At 66.6% G+C, this 17,301-nt stretch carries 12 protein-coding genes; all 12 read left to right on the top strand.

The window, feature by feature from the left end:
* Positions 1 to 156 precede the first annotated feature (156 nt).
* The 12 genes from IE264_RS23565 to IE264_RS23620 all read left to right on the top strand — a co-directional run bounded on the left by IE264_RS23565 (position 157) and on the right by IE264_RS23620 (position 17,290).
* A complete protein-coding gene (locus tag IE264_RS23565; RefSeq protein ID WP_158706518.1) occupies positions 157 to 852 on the top strand; it encodes a hypothetical protein in 696 nt (231 codons plus the stop codon).
* Positions 853 to 1,843: 991 nt separating this feature from the next.
* Positions 1,844 to 2,836, top strand: a complete 993-nt coding sequence (locus IE264_RS23570) for an Ldh family oxidoreductase (protein WP_078657406.1) — start codon at positions 1,844 to 1,846, stop codon at positions 2,834 to 2,836.
* A 64-nt stretch (positions 2,837 to 2,900) separates the two neighbouring features.
* Positions 2,901 to 4,067, top strand: a complete 1,167-nt coding sequence (locus IE264_RS23575; RefSeq protein ID WP_032755504.1) for an LLM class flavin-dependent oxidoreductase — start codon at positions 2,901 to 2,903, stop codon at positions 4,065 to 4,067.
* Positions 4,068 to 4,100: 33 nt separating this feature from the next.
* Entirely contained in the window at positions 4,101 to 4,718 is a 618-nt protein-coding gene (locus tag IE264_RS23580; protein ID WP_032755500.1) for a hypothetical protein, read from the top strand.
* Between the two features lie 42 nt (positions 4,719 to 4,760).
* Complete coding sequence (locus IE264_RS23585) at positions 4,761 to 5,675, top strand: ABC transporter ATP-binding protein (protein ID WP_032755497.1); 915 nt, start codon at positions 4,761 to 4,763, stop codon at positions 5,673 to 5,675.
* Positions 5,676 to 5,685: 10 nt separating this feature from the next.
* Complete coding sequence (locus IE264_RS23590) at positions 5,686 to 6,420, top strand: ABC transporter permease (RefSeq protein WP_199814996.1); 735 nt, start codon at positions 5,686 to 5,688, stop codon at positions 6,418 to 6,420.
* A 30-nt stretch (positions 6,421 to 6,450) separates the two neighbouring features.
* Entirely contained in the window at positions 6,451 to 7,218 is a 768-nt protein-coding gene (locus IE264_RS23595) for an acyl carrier protein (protein ID WP_032755492.1), read from the top strand.
* A gap of 5 nt (positions 7,219 to 7,223) precedes the next feature.
* Positions 7,224 to 8,075, top strand: a complete 852-nt coding sequence (locus tag IE264_RS23600) for an SDR family NAD(P)-dependent oxidoreductase (protein WP_267884102.1) — start codon at positions 7,224 to 7,226, stop codon at positions 8,073 to 8,075.
* Positions 8,065 to 12,243 (top strand): type I polyketide synthase, encoded by a 4,179-nt coding sequence (locus IE264_RS23605; protein ID WP_078657393.1) that lies wholly within the window; start codon positions 8,065 to 8,067, stop codon positions 12,241 to 12,243. The genes IE264_RS23600 and IE264_RS23605 overlap by 11 nt, the downstream gene beginning before the upstream one ends.
* Positions 12,231 to 14,723 (top strand): SDR family NAD(P)-dependent oxidoreductase, encoded by a 2,493-nt coding sequence (locus tag IE264_RS23610; RefSeq protein WP_032755485.1) that lies wholly within the window; start codon positions 12,231 to 12,233, stop codon positions 14,721 to 14,723. Before IE264_RS23605 ends, IE264_RS23610 begins: the two co-directional genes overlap by 13 nt.
* 18 nt (positions 14,724 to 14,741) lie before the next feature.
* The gene (locus IE264_RS23615; RefSeq protein WP_051821756.1) at positions 14,742 to 16,283 is read left to right on the top strand and encodes a Gfo/Idh/MocA family oxidoreductase; all 1,542 of its coding nucleotides are present in this window, start codon (positions 14,742 to 14,744) and stop codon (positions 16,281 to 16,283) included.
* On the top strand, positions 16,280 to 17,290 hold the full coding sequence (locus IE264_RS23620; protein WP_032755484.1) for a phosphotransferase family protein: 1,011 nt from the start codon (positions 16,280 to 16,282) through the stop codon (positions 17,288 to 17,290). Before IE264_RS23615 ends, IE264_RS23620 begins: the two co-directional genes overlap by 4 nt.
* Positions 17,291 to 17,301: the final 11 nt, after the last annotated feature.

The following is a 17,301-nucleotide window of genomic DNA, read 5'->3' on the forward strand; positions in this document are numbered from 1 at the left end:
GCGACCGAAGGCGAGCAGGTCGGCTCGGGCGTGGTCGTCAGGCTGGACGTGGCTGAGGTCGAAGGAAACGCGGTTGTACTTGGTGGCAATCGGTCCGTTGCCTGCCGAGCGGATGTGCTGGGGCACGTTGGCTATCTCGTAACCCCCTGTTCGAGCTTGACGAGTTCTATCGCTGGTACGGAACTCGTTTCAGCCACAGCAAATTGTGGCTGCGAAGCCGTCTTCGGCACGGTCAACGACCAGTTCAGCAAGCACGTCGCCGGCTACAAGGGCAACAACGTCGTGCAGCGCGGCAAGAACGTCGAACAGGCCGCCCGCTGGTCGATCCCCGACCTGAAGGACTTCTTCGCCGAATACGCCGCTTCCGTCTACCAGCGCCGGCACCACGACGGCCTGGTCATGCCCGGCTTCCCCGACCTGAGGCTGTCCCCGAACGAGGCGCACGCGCTCGCGGTGGCCCGCAGCGGCTACGTCGCCTGCCCCACCGACATCACCCTGCGCGAGGCCATCCGCCTGGTCACCGTCCGCGGCGGCAACCCCGACAACCAGGACGAGGTCGCGGCCACCCTGCGCGAACTGCAGAACCGCATCGACGCCCCCGAGTCCTGGACCACCACCGACCGCCGCAGACGAGCCCGGGACGCCGAGCGCGCCCGCACCGTCGCCCGCCACCAGCACCGCGCCGCCCAGAACGCCAAGGAGACCTCGCGCCTCGCGGCCATCCCACCGCTCAAAGCCGTCCCCGGCCCCGAAAAGGACGGCGACAACGAGCCCACCAGCCGCCGGTTCGACCTCGGCGACCTCACAACCCTTCCGGTCTGGTCCCCCGGCAACGAGACGCAGGAAGGCTGACCGTGATCCACCCCGGATTCTCCGAACCGCGCACCAAAAGAGGAGTGGTGGGCCTACCTGGCCGCCCTCGCGCACGTGCCGGGCCGTCCCGTACTGCCGACCTGGAGTGCGTACCAGGCGATGAGCGAAGCCGAGCGGGCCGCCTTCAACGAGGCCAGAGACGACTACCACTCGGCCTTCGTCACCCTGCGCACCCCGCCGATGGACCGCATCCACCAGCAGATCACCAAGAAAATCAAGCTCAGCCGCTTCAGATCCGCGACGAGTGCAAACCCCAGTCAGTTCAGGTGCCCTGGCGAAACAAGCGCCCCAGCAAGGCGGGCGAGTCCTCGCGTGGGGTGGGCACCACAAGGGCTGGACGCGATGGACGGCCCGGTGCCGGGGGCGCGGCCGGGGGTCTCGGCGGGTGAGGGAGCGGGCAGGGCGATGCCGCGCTCGACGGCGATCCGCGCCCCAGTGGCGCCCTGGGCTCGGATGCCCGCGCTGCTGCCAACCGCCCGAGGGGAGCGGCAGGAGAGTGCTACACACTCCGTTCTGTGGTAGCCCGGGGCGCGATTCCCCCGCGTCGGCGTGTCGCCCGGGGGTATTTTCCGGTCACTACCTGCCACCCGAATTCCTGTGCCTGACGGTGACGCCCCCCGGAGAGACTACGCTGAGCGTTCGGTGCCGTGCAGTCTCACAGGCGACCATCACCTTGCGTAGCTGCTACTCGCCAGTCAGGCGCGCGGTGTGATGGTGGGCTGCACTGACCGCCTCTTCGGCCACTTTCGGATCGCACGGTTGTGCATAACTTTTGAACATGTGACCATCGTGATCAGTGAGGAAGTCGGGGATTTGGTGAGCAGCTTTAAAACTGCACCACAGAAGCGGGGGCTCTGGAATTGCAGGACTTCGATGTGTTCGCGCCGCCCATTAATGATGCGACCGTAGTACTCATGTCTGCGCGGCTCCGCGAAGGCGATGAGTCCCCCGCTCATTTATGGGCTTCCGCATGAGGGTTGACATTGCACAGGTGCGCCGTCTGATGGTTGAGGCCTGTCGCCATGCGGAAGTGCCGACGGAATCCGTAGACCTTGTCGTCGAACACTTCCTACTTGGCGAGACCCAGGGGAAATACTCACACGGCGTGGCGAAATTCTGCTTCGAATCCCAGTTCTTCCGTGAGCGGCAGGGCTCACCCAGCATGGTGCGCGAGCACGGGGCACTCGCGGTCGTGGACGCGCGGCGTGAGATCGGGCCGGTCAGCGCGGACTACGCGGTGCGAGCCGCGGCGGACCGAGCACGCACATGGGGCGTCGGCATCGTTGGCGTGATCAACACGCAGCGCTACGGGGTCTTGTCTCCTTGGACGGAACGCTTGGCCAGAGCCGGTTTCCTGGGGATAGTTATGAACACCTCTCGGGCCGACAGCACTGTTGCCGGAGCTCGGACCCCCTTTCTCGGCGTCAATCCTCTCAGCTACGCCGTCCCGACGCGTGACGAGCCGCTGGTGGTGGATATGTCCACCACGAAGTCGCCTATGGGTGTGCTGTGGGAAGCGCGGCGCGGCGGCACGAAACTTCCACATGAATCATTTGTGGACCTTGACGGAGAGTTCACGACGGACCCGCACGAGGCCGCGTCAGCCATGGTGTTCGGCGGCCATAAGGGTTTTTCTGTCTCCCTGCTGATTCAGATCATGACCGGATCTCTGTTTGGTTTCCCGATGGGGACCGATGTTGACTCGACATGGAGCACCGGGTACACTTTCATCGCTATTGACCCGTCTTTCGGTGGGGCACTCGGAAATTTCCCAGAGGACAATGCGAACCTGGTCCGATCGATGGAAGGCGTCACCATGCGCGATGGCCGGCCGCTGCGGATTCCTGGGTATGAGAGCCGCGAGCGTCATCGCGCGACCCTGTCATCGGGAGAATTGACGATTGAGGACGCCGTCTACCAAAGGCTTGAGGCGCGCGCCATAGGAAACTTCACGTACGACTGACCTTGCCTAGATTAAAGAGTAGCTTTCGTTCGTTCGAGTATCTCCTCTTCTTCTTTGGAGTGCGATGACGAAACAATCAAAAGTCAAATTCCATTGGTTCCTTCCTACAGCGAGTGACGGGCGATCCCTCGCGGTCGGCACGCACGGTACGCATGGAACCGCCGCTGGTGGTGACAACGTGCCCGAGGGCGGAGCTGATCGGTTCCGGGCACCGAGCATCGCCTACCTCACCCAGATCGCTCGGGCTGCCGAACACCAGGGCTTTGACGGGATCCTGACCCCCACCGGCACCTGGTGTGAGGACGCCTGGCTGGTGACCGCGGCGCTGGCGCAGGAGACCGAGCGCTTGAAGTTCCTGGTGGCGTTCCGGCCCGGGTTCATCTCCCCTACGCTCGCCGCCCAAATGGCCTCCACCTTCCAGCGGATCTCCCGTGGACGGCTTCTGCTGAACGTGGTGACCGGTGGGGAGCGGGACGAGCAGGCCCGCTTCGGCGACCATCTTTCCAAGGAACAGCGTTACGCACGTACGGCCGAGTTCCTCACCGTGCTGCGCGGTTCCTGGAGTGGAGACCCCTTCGACTTCAGCGGTGAGTACTACGACGTCCGCGGTGCCACAGTTGCCGCGCCTCCGGACCCGGTTCCCGAGGTGTACTTCGGAGGGTCGTCGGAGGCGGCCGGGCCTGTCGCCGCCCGCCATGTCGACACCTACCTCACTTGGGGCGAACCGCCGGCACAAGTGGCAGAGAAGATCTCACGGATGCGGAAGCTTGCCGCCGAGGAGGGACGGGCCCTGCGTTTCGGCATCCGCTTCCACGTCGTCACCCGCGACACCGCCGCAGAGGCGTGGGCAGCCGCTGAACGGCTGCTTGACCGCCTCGACCCGGCGCATGTCACTCAGGTGCAGAACGTCCTGGCAGCGAGCGAGTCCACCGGGCAGGCCCGGATGCGTGCGCTGCACGAAGACTTCCGCAGCGGCTGGCGTCGCAGCGACCTGGAGATCTACCCGAACCTCTGGGCCGGAGTAGGCCTTCTGCGTGGCGGTGCCGGAACCGCCCTGGTCGGTAGCCACGCCGAAGTGGCCGACCGCATAGCGGAGTACACGGACCTGGGCATCGAGGAGTTCATCCTCTCGGGGTTCCCCCACCTGGAAGAAGCCTACTGGGTCGGTGAGGGAGTGCTTCCGTTGCTGCGCCGCCAGGGAATCGCGGCGCCACTGACCGCCGCTGCATGACCGATGCCGAAACGACCTGCGGAACGAGGAGACATGCCGGGCGAACTCAGGATTCCCACCTTCTGCGAGACCGGCGCCGGCCTCCTGCTTTCCGTGGTGGACCTCATCCACCAGAACGTCCCCAAGAGCGTCTGGGGCATGGACCGTCTCAGGAAGTCCTTCGGCAACCGAACGGTGCCGATGATCCTTGCTGACGGAGACGTCATGGCTTTCGGACCCTGTCCGGACCGGACTCTGGTGGCCTCCGCAGTCCTTCGGCACCACGGTTTGCGACCTACCATCGTCTACCACGAGCGAAGAGTCCCGGGGTTCGGCCCGTCCACGGCGCACATCGCGATGGAGATCTTCCTCGCAGGACGCACCTGGATGATGGATTTCGGCAGCCGGGAGACCCGTTTGATCGAGGGAGGCTATTACTACAATCCCGAGGTCGAGGAGACTCTGGCGCTCGAACGGTTCGATCTGTCGGCTATGGACATGGACCTGATGGACGTTACTCCGAATCAGATATTCGGACTGGTGGCCACTGAAAACATCGACATGGAACTCAAGTTCGACCATTACGCGAAGCAGGCGCGGAGATTTAGCGGACAGATCCTTGAGGACCGGTTGGCCCTCGACAAGAGCCACAGCGTCTACTACGAACTGTGATTCAGGATCGTTCGAGCCACGCGTTGACGGAAAGAGAGCCAATTGACCGACGTCGCCTACGAGATCGAACACCTCGTAAAGATCTACCCGAACCAGACCGAACCCGCAACCAACGATGTGTCGCTCGACATCCGCACCGGTGAGGTGTTCGGAATCCTCGGGGACAATGGAGCCGGAAAGACTACGCTGGTAAGGCAGATGGTCAATCTGCTGCGTTCGACATCAGGTGAGATCCGGCTGTTCGGCCGGCCTGTGTCCGAGCATCCGCTGCACGTCAGCCGGTCCGTCGCCTTCATGCCCCAGAGCAGTGGTGCGCTCAACCGCCTCCAGGTGGGCGAGGCCATCTACTTCGCGGCGCACCTGCGCGGTATGACGCGCCGAGACGCACGCCGTGAGCGTGATGCCATGATCGAGACCTGGCATCTGGGAAAGGTTCGGGACAAGTCCAGCTCACGCCTGTCCGGCGGCCAGCAGCGCCTGCTCCAACTCGCTCTGGCCATGGCCGGACGGTTGCCCGTCGCGGTGCTGGACGAACCGACCAACGACCTCGATCCGGTCAACCGTAAACATGTCTGGGAGGTGCTGAGGAAGTTCAACGCTGAATATGGCACGACCATCCTGTTCATCACCCATGACGCGATCGAGGCGGAGCGGATCGTTCATCGTGTCGGCATCATGCGACAGGGCCGATTTCTTGTGACCGGGCAGCCTGCCCAGCTGAAGCGTGAACTGCTGGACCACATGCGGCTCGAAGTATGGCTGGCGCCGGGTGAGCCACCCGTCTTCCCGCCGGACATCCCTCAGCACTGGAAGTCGGACGACAACGTCGTTCTGTCCGTCCCGCGCGATCGTGCTCCTGCCCTGCTGTCCGAGCTGCGGTTGCACGAATCCGTTGACTACCGGCTCTACTCGGCAACCCTGGAAGACTTGTACCTTCACTATGCGACTACAGACTGAACGCCCCGGAATGGCAGCCCAGTTCGTCGACCTGTGGCTCATGCAACTGTCCAACTGGCGCTGGTCCTGGCGGGCCATGGTCGTTACGGGAATCTTCGCCCCGATGATGAGCATCGTCGCCCTCGGGGCATTCGCCCACGGGCGCGGCCAGGAGGCACTCACCTATGTACTCACCGGCAGCATTCTGCTGTCGCTCATGTTCGAGAACCAGAACAAGGTGGCGCAGAACTTCGCCTTCATGAAGGCGATGGGGACACTGGATTTCCTGGGCACCCTGCCGGTGCGCAGGTACATGGTCATCCTGGCGACGGTCCTGGCGTTCTTCGTGCTCTCCGCGCCGGCCCTCGTGATCACCCTGCTGCTCGGATCGACGCTGCTCGGCGTCAGCCTCTCGGCGAGTTGGCTTGTCCTCGTCGTCGTCCCGCTCTGCGTGCTGCCCCTCGCGGGAATCGGAGCGGTCATCGGGGTGGTGTCCCGCACCCAGGAGGAGTCGAGCTCGTTCACCCTGCTTGTCACGATGCTCCTGCTGTTCTTCGGGCCGGTGATCATCCCGGCGAGCCAGCTGCCGGGATGGCTGCTGACGATCAGTCATGTCAGTCCGACCACATACGCGGCCTCGGCATTGCGGCAAGTTCTGGTGGGCCCGGTGACCGGACGCCTGTGGATCGACCTGCTCGTCCTTGCGGGGCTCACCGGGGTATCCCTCTGGTTCGCAGGCTCGCGCATGCAGTGGAAGGCCAACTAGAGGATCACGTCTACACGATGGGAGGGCACCGTGCCCGAAGTACGGATATACGACCGCGTCTCGGCATCCACGCAGCTCGCTTGGAAGGTGCTGTTCGGCGAAGAACTACTGCGCGCCGCCGATGAGGAGATGCTGAGCTCTCTGCAGGAGAATCCGGAGTCCTGGGGCCAGCTCCTGCTCGACGCCTGGACGACCTTCGCCGCCATCGGCGCCCTTGGTGCGCCGCGCCCGTCGGTTGGCCGTCGGCCCGACGAAGGCCTGGCACAGACCACCGTCACACGAATCGACTCGGATGACTCCTCGGCCGGGCGCCCCAAGGTCCTCCCCGGCGAGGTGCCCTCCAGTGCGGCGTCGGGGGAGATCAAAGCGCCGCGGGCCGGCCAGAGCGAGTTCCGCGCGAACGCACAGCGCGAAGCCAGCGTGGAGTCGACGGCTCCGGCAGTCAGTCCGGAGCCGGACCCCGGTCCTGTCCGCGCTCCGGCCAAGCCTGTCGACTTCTTCGACCCGGACGAAGAGGACGGACCCGAACCGGCACGACGGGCTGCCTCCGTCGAGGACGTCCGGGCACGTCTTGTTGAGTTGGTCTCGGAAGTCAGCGGCTATCCGCCCGAGGTATTCGAGGATCACTTGGACCTCGAGGTCGACCTCGGCATCGACTCCATCAAGCAGGTTGAGACGCTGGGCAAGGTCCGCGAGGAATACGGCCTGCCCATGGACGAGGATTTCGTCATGCGGGACTACGCCACCATCGGGAAGATGGCCGACTACATCGTCGGCCGTCTGGCGACGGAGACCTGAGCATGATGCGGGAGGAGTTACCCGGGTACACCGGCAAGGTCGTGCTAGTCGTCGGCAGCAGCCGGGGCCTAGGGCGGAGAGTGGCCGAGCTCATGGCCGCCCAAGGGGCCCGGGTCATCATCAACTCCGCCTCGACCGCAGTAGACGGCAGGATCGTCGCCCGCTCCATCAAGAGCGCCGGAGGCCAGGCCAGCTACATCGGCGCGGATGTCTCCTGTGAGGACCAGGTAGCGGCCATGGCCGAGCTGGTCCGGGAGAAGTTCGGCCGCCTGGACATCGTGGTTCATTGTGCCGCCGGTGGGCCGGAGGCACGTGTCATGGACGCTACCCTGCCCATGTTCGAGCGAACCTTCAGCGTGAACTCGTACTCCCTGGTCACCCTGGCGCGGCATCTGTCCCCCTTGATGCCCGCAGGCTCCCGGTTCGTCTACATGAGCAGCATGGGTGCCATCCGGGCCTCGCACGGCTACGGCGTGGTCGGCGCGGCGAAGGCCGCGAGCGAGGCCCTGATCCGGTCGCTCGCCCTCGAGCTGGCGCCGTCGGGCATCACGGTGAACGGGCTGCGCACCACTGCGTTCCCAAGCCTCTCCCTGCGCTACTTCTCGGGCAGCGGCGACTGGCTGGCCATGTGTGATCGGGAGTCCCCTCTCGGGCCGCCGCCGGTGGAGAAGGTCGCGGAAACCATTCTGCTCCTCTGTTCCAGCGGCGCGGACTACATCACCGGCCAGGTGCTCAACGTGGATGGCGGCTGGCTGACCTCCGTTCAGCGCACAGCCAGTCCGGAGCCGGGTGAGCTCATCTTCGGAGTGAACCGACATTCATCGCCCCAGCCTGGGAGTGGAGAGAATGCAATTTGAACCGATCGCGATCGTGGCTGCAGACTGCAGGCTTCCGGGCGCTGGCCGTTTGAAGGATTTCTACGGGAACAACCGTCGCGGAGTCTGCTCGATCAGGGAGGCCGACGAGGCTTTCTGGGACGGGTGCGAGGTCTACGACAAGGACGCCGGCGGCCACACGAACACCTCCTACACCAACCTCGGGGGGTTCCTCGACCCCTGGCAGCTGGACCCCAGCACGTTCCGCATCGCGCCCCGGGTGATCGAACGGATGGACCCGGTCCACACCCTGGGCATGGAGCTGGCGCACCGGATCATCAGCCGGGTCGAGGAGAGTGGCCCGTTACCCAGGGACGAGACGGCCGTGATCGTCGCCAACGTGGCGGGCGGTTCCACAAGCCGGGTCAACGCGAACATGAAGGTGCAGACCGAGCGGTGGGCGGCCGCGGTGCGCCGCAGTGAGCCCGGCCTGGCAGATGTGCTCGACGAGGTTCAGAAGAGGGAGCGCGAGCGGTACGCCGACAAACGTGAGGACCTCGCCCTCAATGGCGAGTCCGGCACGATCGGCGGACGTATCGCCAACTACTTTGACCTCCGCGGCACCCACTACGGCATCGACGCGGCGTGTGGCAGCTCGCTGGCGGCCGTGCACTCCGCTTGCATGGGGCTGCACCAAGGTGAGTTCGATGCCGTGCTGGTGGCTGCCGTCGGGATCCTGACCCCGGACATCTTCGTCGTGAACAGCGCTGCGCGGACCGTTTCCCGGGATGGAGCCTTCCCCTTCGGTTCCGCCGCCAACGGCTTGGTGCCGGGCGAGGGCGGCGTGGGGATGCTGCTGATGCGGCTGGCGGATGCCCGGCGGGAGGGCAGACCAGTACTCGGTGTGATCCGCAGCATCGGTCACAGCACCAACGGCCGTACCACCTCGACCTGGGCTCCCAGCGCCGAGGCAGAGGAACGCGCCATCCGCGGCGCGTTCGACGGCATGCCCTTCGGCATGGAGGACATCGACTACGTAGAGGCCCATGGGACCTCGACCCTGGCTGGTGACGGAGCCGAGCTCGCGGCGATGACGCGCACGTACGGCGCGATACCACGCTCGCGCCCGCTGCCCTTCGGCTCCGCCAAGAGCCTGGTCGGCCACACAGTCGAGAGCGCCGGCCTCGTCGGGATCCTGCGCGGGCTCTTCCTGTTCGAATCCGGCCGACTGCCCCCGACGGTGAACGTGGACGAGCTGCGACTGGAGGCCGCCGAGGCAGCCGATCGGCTCCGGCTCCAGCGCTCGACGGAGCCCCTCACCCGGGTGCCGGGCCGGCCGTGGCGGATCGGCGTAAGCGCCTTCGGGTACGGGGGCATCAACTACCACCTGGTGCTCGAACAGCCCGAGGGCCAAGGCGCCGCGTTGCCGCGGATCAACTCCGCACGGCGCCCCGAGCGGGTGCCAATCGCCATCACGGCAGTGGAGGCGGTCCAGCCCGACGCCGCAGACGCGGACACGTTCTGGCGCAATCTCCGGGCGGGGCTCGCCAGCAGCAGAAACCTGCGGATGCGGGTGCCCAGCCTCGAACTGGACCTGGAAGACGCCGGTCTGAAACGCCAAGCCGACCATCTGCGGAACGCAGCGCTCACCGACGTGCCGCACACAGTGGACAACGCCCGGTTCCGCATCCTGCCCAAGCAGGTGCCCGACCTGACCGACGAGTATCTCGTTCTGCTGTCGTGTGCCGCCAACCTCTCCACCGCGGTGGAGCGCGCAATGGCATCGGTCGACCCCACCCGCGCCGGCTGCATTGTTGGACAACTTCCTGATTCGGACCGTGAGTTCGAACTTATGCAGTCCCTGCGCTTCATGCCGTGGCTGCGCCGGCTGCGCAGCCTTGCCCGCGCCCGCGGCATCGAAGCCCCTTGGGCGACGCTGCGCGATGATCTGTGGAATGACCCCGCCCTCGACCTGCACGCGGTGAACCAGGACACCTCAGTCGCCGGATTTGGTTCGACCCTGGCCTCCTCACTGGCCAGCTCCTTCGATCTGAGGGGCAAGAGCTACGCGGTGCGTGCCGCCTGTGCCACCGGCCTCGCGGCACTATCGCTGTCCGTACAGGAACTGCGCCAGCGCACCCTGGACTTCGTACTGTGCGGTGCCGTCGGCATGGGCGTGGGCTTGGTAAACCACTCGGCCCTCGCTTCGATCCGGGCCCTCAGCGGGACCGGCGCGGGCCGCCCGTACGACGACCAAGGCGACGGATTCATCATGGGCGGCGGCGCCGGCCTGCTGTGCCTCAAGCGGCTGGCGGACGCCGAACGCGATGGAGACCCGATCCTCGCTGTCGTGCGCGAGGTTCGTGGCGGCAGCGACGGCAAGGGGCGCAGCCTGCTCGCCCCCAACGCTGCGGGACGCCGGTTCGCGATGGAGCGCACCTACCGCACGGCCGGTCTGGACCCCGCCAGCGTCAGTTACGTCGAGGGCCATGGCGCCGCGACGGCGCTCGGGGACCAGTCCGAGGTCGAAGCCCTCTCAGACGCCCTCGCCAACAAGGAGACCGTCTTCCTCGGAAGCGTGAAGGGCAATGTTGGTCACCAGAAGGCCGCCGCGGGTATGACCTCGGTGATCAAGACGGTCCTCTGCCTCCACAAGAGTGAACTCGTTCCCACACCCGGCTTCGAGAAACCGCACGGTGCGCTTGAGCTGGAACGCCGCCGCTTTCAGGTGCTGACCGAGGCCAGGCCCTGGCCGGCACCGCGCGACGGGGCCCCGCGCCGTGCCGCTGTGAACGCCTTCGGCCTTGGAGGCATCAACTACCACGCCGTACTGGAAGAGCACGTGCCGACCCAGTCCGGGCAGCGACGGGCCGACCGGGCCACGGTGCGGGAGGTGGGACCCGCGCACACCGTCGGTGTCTGGACAGCGGCTGGCTCCGCCGAGATGCTCCGGGCGCTCGCCGCCTTCGCCGAACACGGCGAGGCTCCGCCACTTCCAGCCCCGAGCCATACGCACCGGGTCGCGATCGACGCGGGCACCGGCCCGGAGGCGGACCAGGTGCTACGTGAGCGAGTTCACCGGTACCTGGCCACTGGCCCCGAAGCGCTGACACCCGGGCAGTGGGACAGCATGGGTGTGTTCACCGGCCGCATGGATACGTCCCCCGGCCGGGTCTGCCGTCTCTATCCCGGCCAGGGCAGCCAGTACGCGGGAATGCTGCGGGAAGCCGCCCCGGCGGTGGACGGCACAGAGGGCAGGGTTCGCGCGGCGGCCGAGGTCCTCGCCGCGCAGGTGCCCGGACTGTTGGATGCGTTCTGGCGCTCGGAACCTCGGGCGAGCGAACAGTGGCTGTCGCGGACCGAGAACTGCCAGGTCGCCACCCTGGTGGCGAGTACCGTGCTCGGTGACTGGCTCAATGCCCTTGGCGTGCCGGCCGACTTCCACCTGGGCCACAGCTTCGGCGAGGTCTCCGCGCTGACGGCCGCCGGAGCCCTTTCCTTCGAGGACGCACTGCGCACCGCCCACCGGCGCGGCATCATCGCCGGCCAGGCGCGAGGCGGCCCGCCGCAGAGCATGGCTGTGCTCTTCACCTCCGCCGCGGAGGGGGCACGGCTAATCGGGGACGACGAGGCCGATGTCGTGATCGCCAACTGGAACAGCCGACGACAGATCGTCCTAGCCGGACGGGCCGCTGCGGTCACCCGCGTCCTCGGACGGGCCACCGATGAGCAGATCGAGGGCCGTACTCTGCCTATCGAGTGCGCCTTCCACTCACCGCTGCTGCGGGAAGCCGTTCCGGAGTACCGGGAGTTCCTCGGCTCGGTCCCACTCACAGCGCCGTCCGCCCCGGTCTACGAGACGCGCACCTCACGCCCGTACCCGAAGGACGCGGAGCCCGACCGGATCCGGCAAAGTCTGGCCGACCAGTACGTGCTCCCCGTCTACTACGAGACCATGATCCGCGACGCCTACGACCGTGGCGCGCGCGTCTTCGTGGAGGCGGGCCCCAAGCGGGCCTTGTCCTCGCTTGTCACGGACAACCTCGGCGTGACCGCCGAGGGCATCCGGACCGTGCACCTACTTCATCCCAAGGGCGGCGAGCTGTCCCAACTGCGGCGTGCGTCCGCACAGTTGTGGGCCATCGGCATGACCGACGTTGCCCCGTGCCACGCCGTGACCACGAGGGAGGTCGCAACATGCTCGGCCTGATCCCCATCGCCACGCCAGTCGAATTACGACAGGCACGCCACGCCCTGACGGGCCGGCGGGTGCTCGTGCTTTCGGACGGCGAAAGCCTCGCCGCCGAGACGCTGGACCGGCTCGCCTCGGCGGGGGCCGAGGCTGAGGCCGTGACAGTGCGTGAGACGGTACGCGCGGACGCCTCTGGCTACTGCGGTCGGCTTCTCGGCGCGGAGGAGCTGGCCGGACGCCTCGCCTCCGGACCGCTGCCGGACTGGGTGTTCTTTCTGCCCGGGTACACCGCTCGGGCCCGCCCCGAGCAGAGGTTCCGCCCGGAGGAAGGTCTTTACACGCACGGGGTGACACGGACCCTGTTCCACACCTTGTCTCAGGTCGGGCGGCGCTGGCTGGAGCGTGGATCCGGCGGGTTCGCCGTGGTCACCCGCGCGGACGGCAGGTTCGGGCTTTCCGGCGCACGCTCTGGGGACGCACTTGCCGGGCTGCTGTACGGCGCGGTCCGCGCTCTGCACGTCGAGATCCCAGTGATCCGTACGGTCGTGCTGGACATCGGTGCCTCGGTGTCCGCCGGGACCGCCGCCGACCGGCTGCTGGACCTCGCTTCGGATGGTTCGCACGGTCACATAGAGCTGGGGCTGGCCGGATCTCGTTCGTACACCACCACGCTCGTCACCGCCTACGAGCAGCCTTCGGACGTGCCGGGGGCGGACGGGCGCCTGCCGCTGGAGCGGGGGGACACCGTGCTGGCCACCGGAGGCGGGCGGGGGGTCACGGCCAGGGTCGTGCGGATGATGGCCGAAGAGGTGCCGTGCCGTTATGTGCTGCTCGGAACCACCGACCTGGTCGATGTGAAGGCAGCCCTCGGGGTCGGCGACCGCGATCAGCTCCTGCACATGTCTCCGGAGGAACTTGCCGGGCACAAGCAGCGGCAGTTCGCGGCGATGCGTCGCGACGACCCGGCCCTGCTGCCGCCCGCCTTCGAACGCCACTGGGCGCGGATCGCCAACTCTTTGGAGATCCTGCAGACCGTTACGCACCTGCGGGATCTGGGCGCTCGCGCTGAGTACCGGTGCCTGGATGTCACGGACGGTCGTGTCACGCGCCGCTTCGCGGAGGAGGTAGTCAGGGCCGGCGGTCCGGTCCAGGCTCTGCTGCATGGCGCAGGTGTGGAGACGAGCAAGCCGCTGTGCGGGAAGACCCGGGAGTCGTGGGAGCGGACCATCGCGGTCAAGACCGGCGGCCTGTACAACCTGAGCCCGGTGCTGGGCGACGCAACCCGCTTGATCATGCTATTCGGCTCGGCGGCCGGGACGTACGGCAACCCGGGGCAGATCGACTACGCGGGAGCCAGTGAGTTCCTCAGTACCGCGGCCCACCGCCTGGCGGCAGATTTCCCCCTTGCCAGGGTGCGGTCGGTGGCCTGGCCCGCCTGGGCGGAGGTAGGGATGGCGATGCGGCCGTCCTCCCGGGCCGCCCTGGAGCGCCGAGACATCCCATTCATGAAGGTGTCCGAGGGCCTGGCCTGGGCTGGAGCGCTGCTGCGCAGCCCGAGTCGGATTCCGACGTGCCTCACCCTGGGCTACCGCGACATGCCCGAGGAGACCATGGCCACCCGCGCCACGGCACCCTGGAACTCCGCCCGGGCGACCAGGGGGCGGCTGGTGGACCTGTGCTACGAGACCGGCCCGGACCGCTGGGAGACCCGGTGGACGTACCAGCCGGAGCTGGATGGAGCCCTTGGCGACCATCGTGTCGACGGAAACATCCGTGTCCCTATAGCGTTTTTCGCCGAACTGGTGTGCCAGGCTGCGGCCGCCTGCCTGGATGAGCCCGGCGGGTTCACGCTCCGCGACCTGCGGGTGCATCAGCCGCTCACACTGGCGCCCGACCGACCCAGGGAATTGCGGGCCACACTGGTCCGGCGGCAGGACGGCAGCCTGCGCGTGAGCGTGGAGAGCTCGCCGGTGCGCCCCGACCACGGCTGGATCCCCGTCACCCTCCAGCATGCGAGCGCCGAGGTGCGCCCGCTGTCGGGGCAGCAAACCGTGCCCCGGATCGAGACCGTATTCCCGCACTCGGAATCGGTGCCCGTAGCGGGTGTCGCGGAGCAGTTCGCCGCCCAGGGCATCGAGTACGGACCGGCCTTCCGCGAGATCAACTCTTGTCGGCGCGAGCGGGACAGCGCACTCCACTTGGTGCATCTACGCGCCGGTGCCGGCTGGCCCGCGGACCTCCGCGGGCCGTCCTTCTTCGACGTTGGCCTGCTCGATCTCGCCCTCCAGACGCTGGTATTCCACCCGGGTTCCCGCGCAGGCGGCTTGCCCACGGCCGTGGACGAACTGATCGTCCACACGGCACTGGGCGACTGTTGCTCCGAGGGCTGGGCCGTCGTCGATGCCGGGGACGAACAGCTGAACGTGACCCTGGCCGATCCTGCAGGCCATGTCATGGCGGAGATCCGCAACCTCGAACTCACCGGGCGCGAATCATAGGTCAACAAGGAAGGCAACGTGAAGAATTTCCTCGTGGTCGGCGTCGGTCCTCACGCGCGCCGTAACCATCTACCCACGCTGTCGGCCGGCCGGGCGGCAGGCTTGGTCGGAACCGTGATCGGTGTCGATCTCCCCCACGCCGCCGATGACATCGCAGCCTTCAACGCAGCCGCAGGCGGACGACGGTTACCCGTCACCTTCATCTCTCCCTTCGATCCCACCTGCCGCACCCTGCCCGCCGCGGTACGTGACACGCTCGACGCGCTCGTACGCGAGCACGCCATCGACGCGGTGGTGGTCTCCACTGAACCAGCCTTCCACATGGTCTACACGCACTGGGCACTCGACCGCGGTCTGAGCGTGCTGCTCGACAAGCCGCTTAGCGTGCATGTCAACTGCTCCGTCGACCCCTTCCGGGCAGAAGCGATTCTCACCGACTTCGACGAGGTTCTCCGCCGCTACGAGTCCGTGCGCCGAGTGCACCCCGAGGTCCTGGTCGCGGTGCAGTGCCAGCGTCGACACCACCCAGCCTTCCTGCGCATGCGGAAGCTGATCGCCGAGATCGCGGACGAGACCAACTGCCCGGTGACATCAGTGCAGTCCTTCCACAGTGACGGTCAGTGGCGGATGCCGAATGAGCTCATAGACATCTCCTACCACTCCTTCGACCAGGGCTACGGCAAGTGCGCTCACTCGGGCTACCACTTTTTCGACATCGTTCCCTGGCTGCTACGAGCGGGCGAGACTCCAGGGAAGGAACTGGACAGTGTCGAGGTACACGCCAACTTCAGCCGACCCAGCGACTTTCTCGCTCAGCTCGATCTGAACGATTACGCGCGGCTCTTCCCTGAGTTCGAGGCGGGCAACCCATACACGCAGAATCAACTACTCACGGCTACTGAGTCGTTCGGGGAGGTCGATGCGTTCGTCTCCATGGTCTTCAAGAGCGGAGGCCGGACCATGACTCTCGGCAGCATCAACCTCGTGCACAACGGCTTCTCGCAGCGCGGACACTTCACCCCGGCCCGCGCCAATCTCTACAAGGGCAACGGCCGCGTCCGGCACGAGAGCCACACCATCCAGCAGGGGCCCTTCCAGGCCATCCACTTTCACTCGCTGCAGACGCTAGGCGGGGACACCCATGACGGGGACGCCTACGGCATCGGCAGTCAGGGACACGTCGAGGTGCATGTCTTTCGGAACAGTGGCTTCAACTCGCGCTGGAAGAAGTACGAGACGCTCGACTACGACGCGCTCACCACCATGTCGGCGTCCGGCCTTGAGGAACCTACCCAGTCTTCCTCCAGGCGCCGTGCTATGGAGGAGTTCCTGGAGTACGTCAACGGCCGGCGCAGCCGCGAGGAGATGTCCTCGGAACTTGTCGACCATCGGAGGGGTTCGACCCTCATGGCGGGGGCCTACCTGTCGGCTGCTCAGCAGTGGGTTGACGGCCCGGCGGTGGCCCAACTGGATTTCCGGCCACAGGACGACGGAGCCACGCGGCCCACGCCCCACCGGGGCGGCGGGAGCGCACCTGACCTGATGGATGTTTCGCTGTGACCGGGACCGCCGGACAGGATCCCGTCGAAGGCCTGCCGACCCCCGTCGACCTCCTGGGCGACGCGTTGCCCGAAGTGGTCGCCGACTGCCGGGCACACGTGGGCCCGGTCACCGGTATCAGCCGGCTTACGGGCGGCAATGTTAGCCACGTGTTTCGTGTGGAGGGGACGCGTGGCAGTGTCATTCTGAAGGTGCGTACGGCAGTGTTCGCCCGTATTCCGTCACTGCGTACGGACCCCGCGTTCATCGCAGACGAACGGCGGGCCCTCGATGTTTACGGGGCGCTGGTGCCCTCGACGTTTCCGCGCGTCCTGGCGTTCCGCCCGCAGGACCACGCAATGGTCATGACCGATGTCTTCCCGGACAGGCGTACGTACGAAGACCGCCTTCACGAGCGCCCTGCCACGGTGGACGAACTCCTCTGCTTGGGTGCGACCGTGCGGCGGATCCACCAGGCTACCAAGGATGTACAGGTCGCCATCCGGTCCCAGGGCGACCTCTGGTTCCGTGATCACACCTTTGACTACTGCCTTCGCGGCAGCGGACATCCCGCCCTGGATCGGGTTTGCGAGGAGCTCCGGGCTCAGGCGCCGCAGCAGCTTGTGCTCGGAGACCTGGCGCCGAAGAACCTCAGCCTGGCTGACGGCCGGGTCACCTTGTGCGATCTCGACAATGTGCACCGCAGTCGACCGCTCTTCGATGTCGGCTACCTGCTGGCTCATCTTCTGATCCACCACGTGCCCCGGCCAAGCTTCCTGCCCGTTCTGGCTCCCACGCTGCTCGATGCGTATTACGCCGACCGCCCGCCCGGGATGCGTGAAGGGACGCTGCTGGCGGCGGTAGCCGCAGGGGTGGTCCTGTACCGGCTGGATAACCCGATGGTTCCTTATGCCCTGAGGATCTCCGCCGAGCAGCGGGGACGGCTCCGGGAGGCAATGGTTTGTCTGCTGGACCGAGGCACCTTCGCTCCGGAAGAACTGGCCGTCACAGTGGCGGGCGCCGTATGACTCCCTCCATC

It is taken from the genome of Streptomyces microflavus (assembly GCF_014650075.1).
Lineage (GTDB): Bacteria > Actinomycetota > Actinomycetes > Streptomycetales > Streptomycetaceae > Streptomyces > Streptomyces microflavus.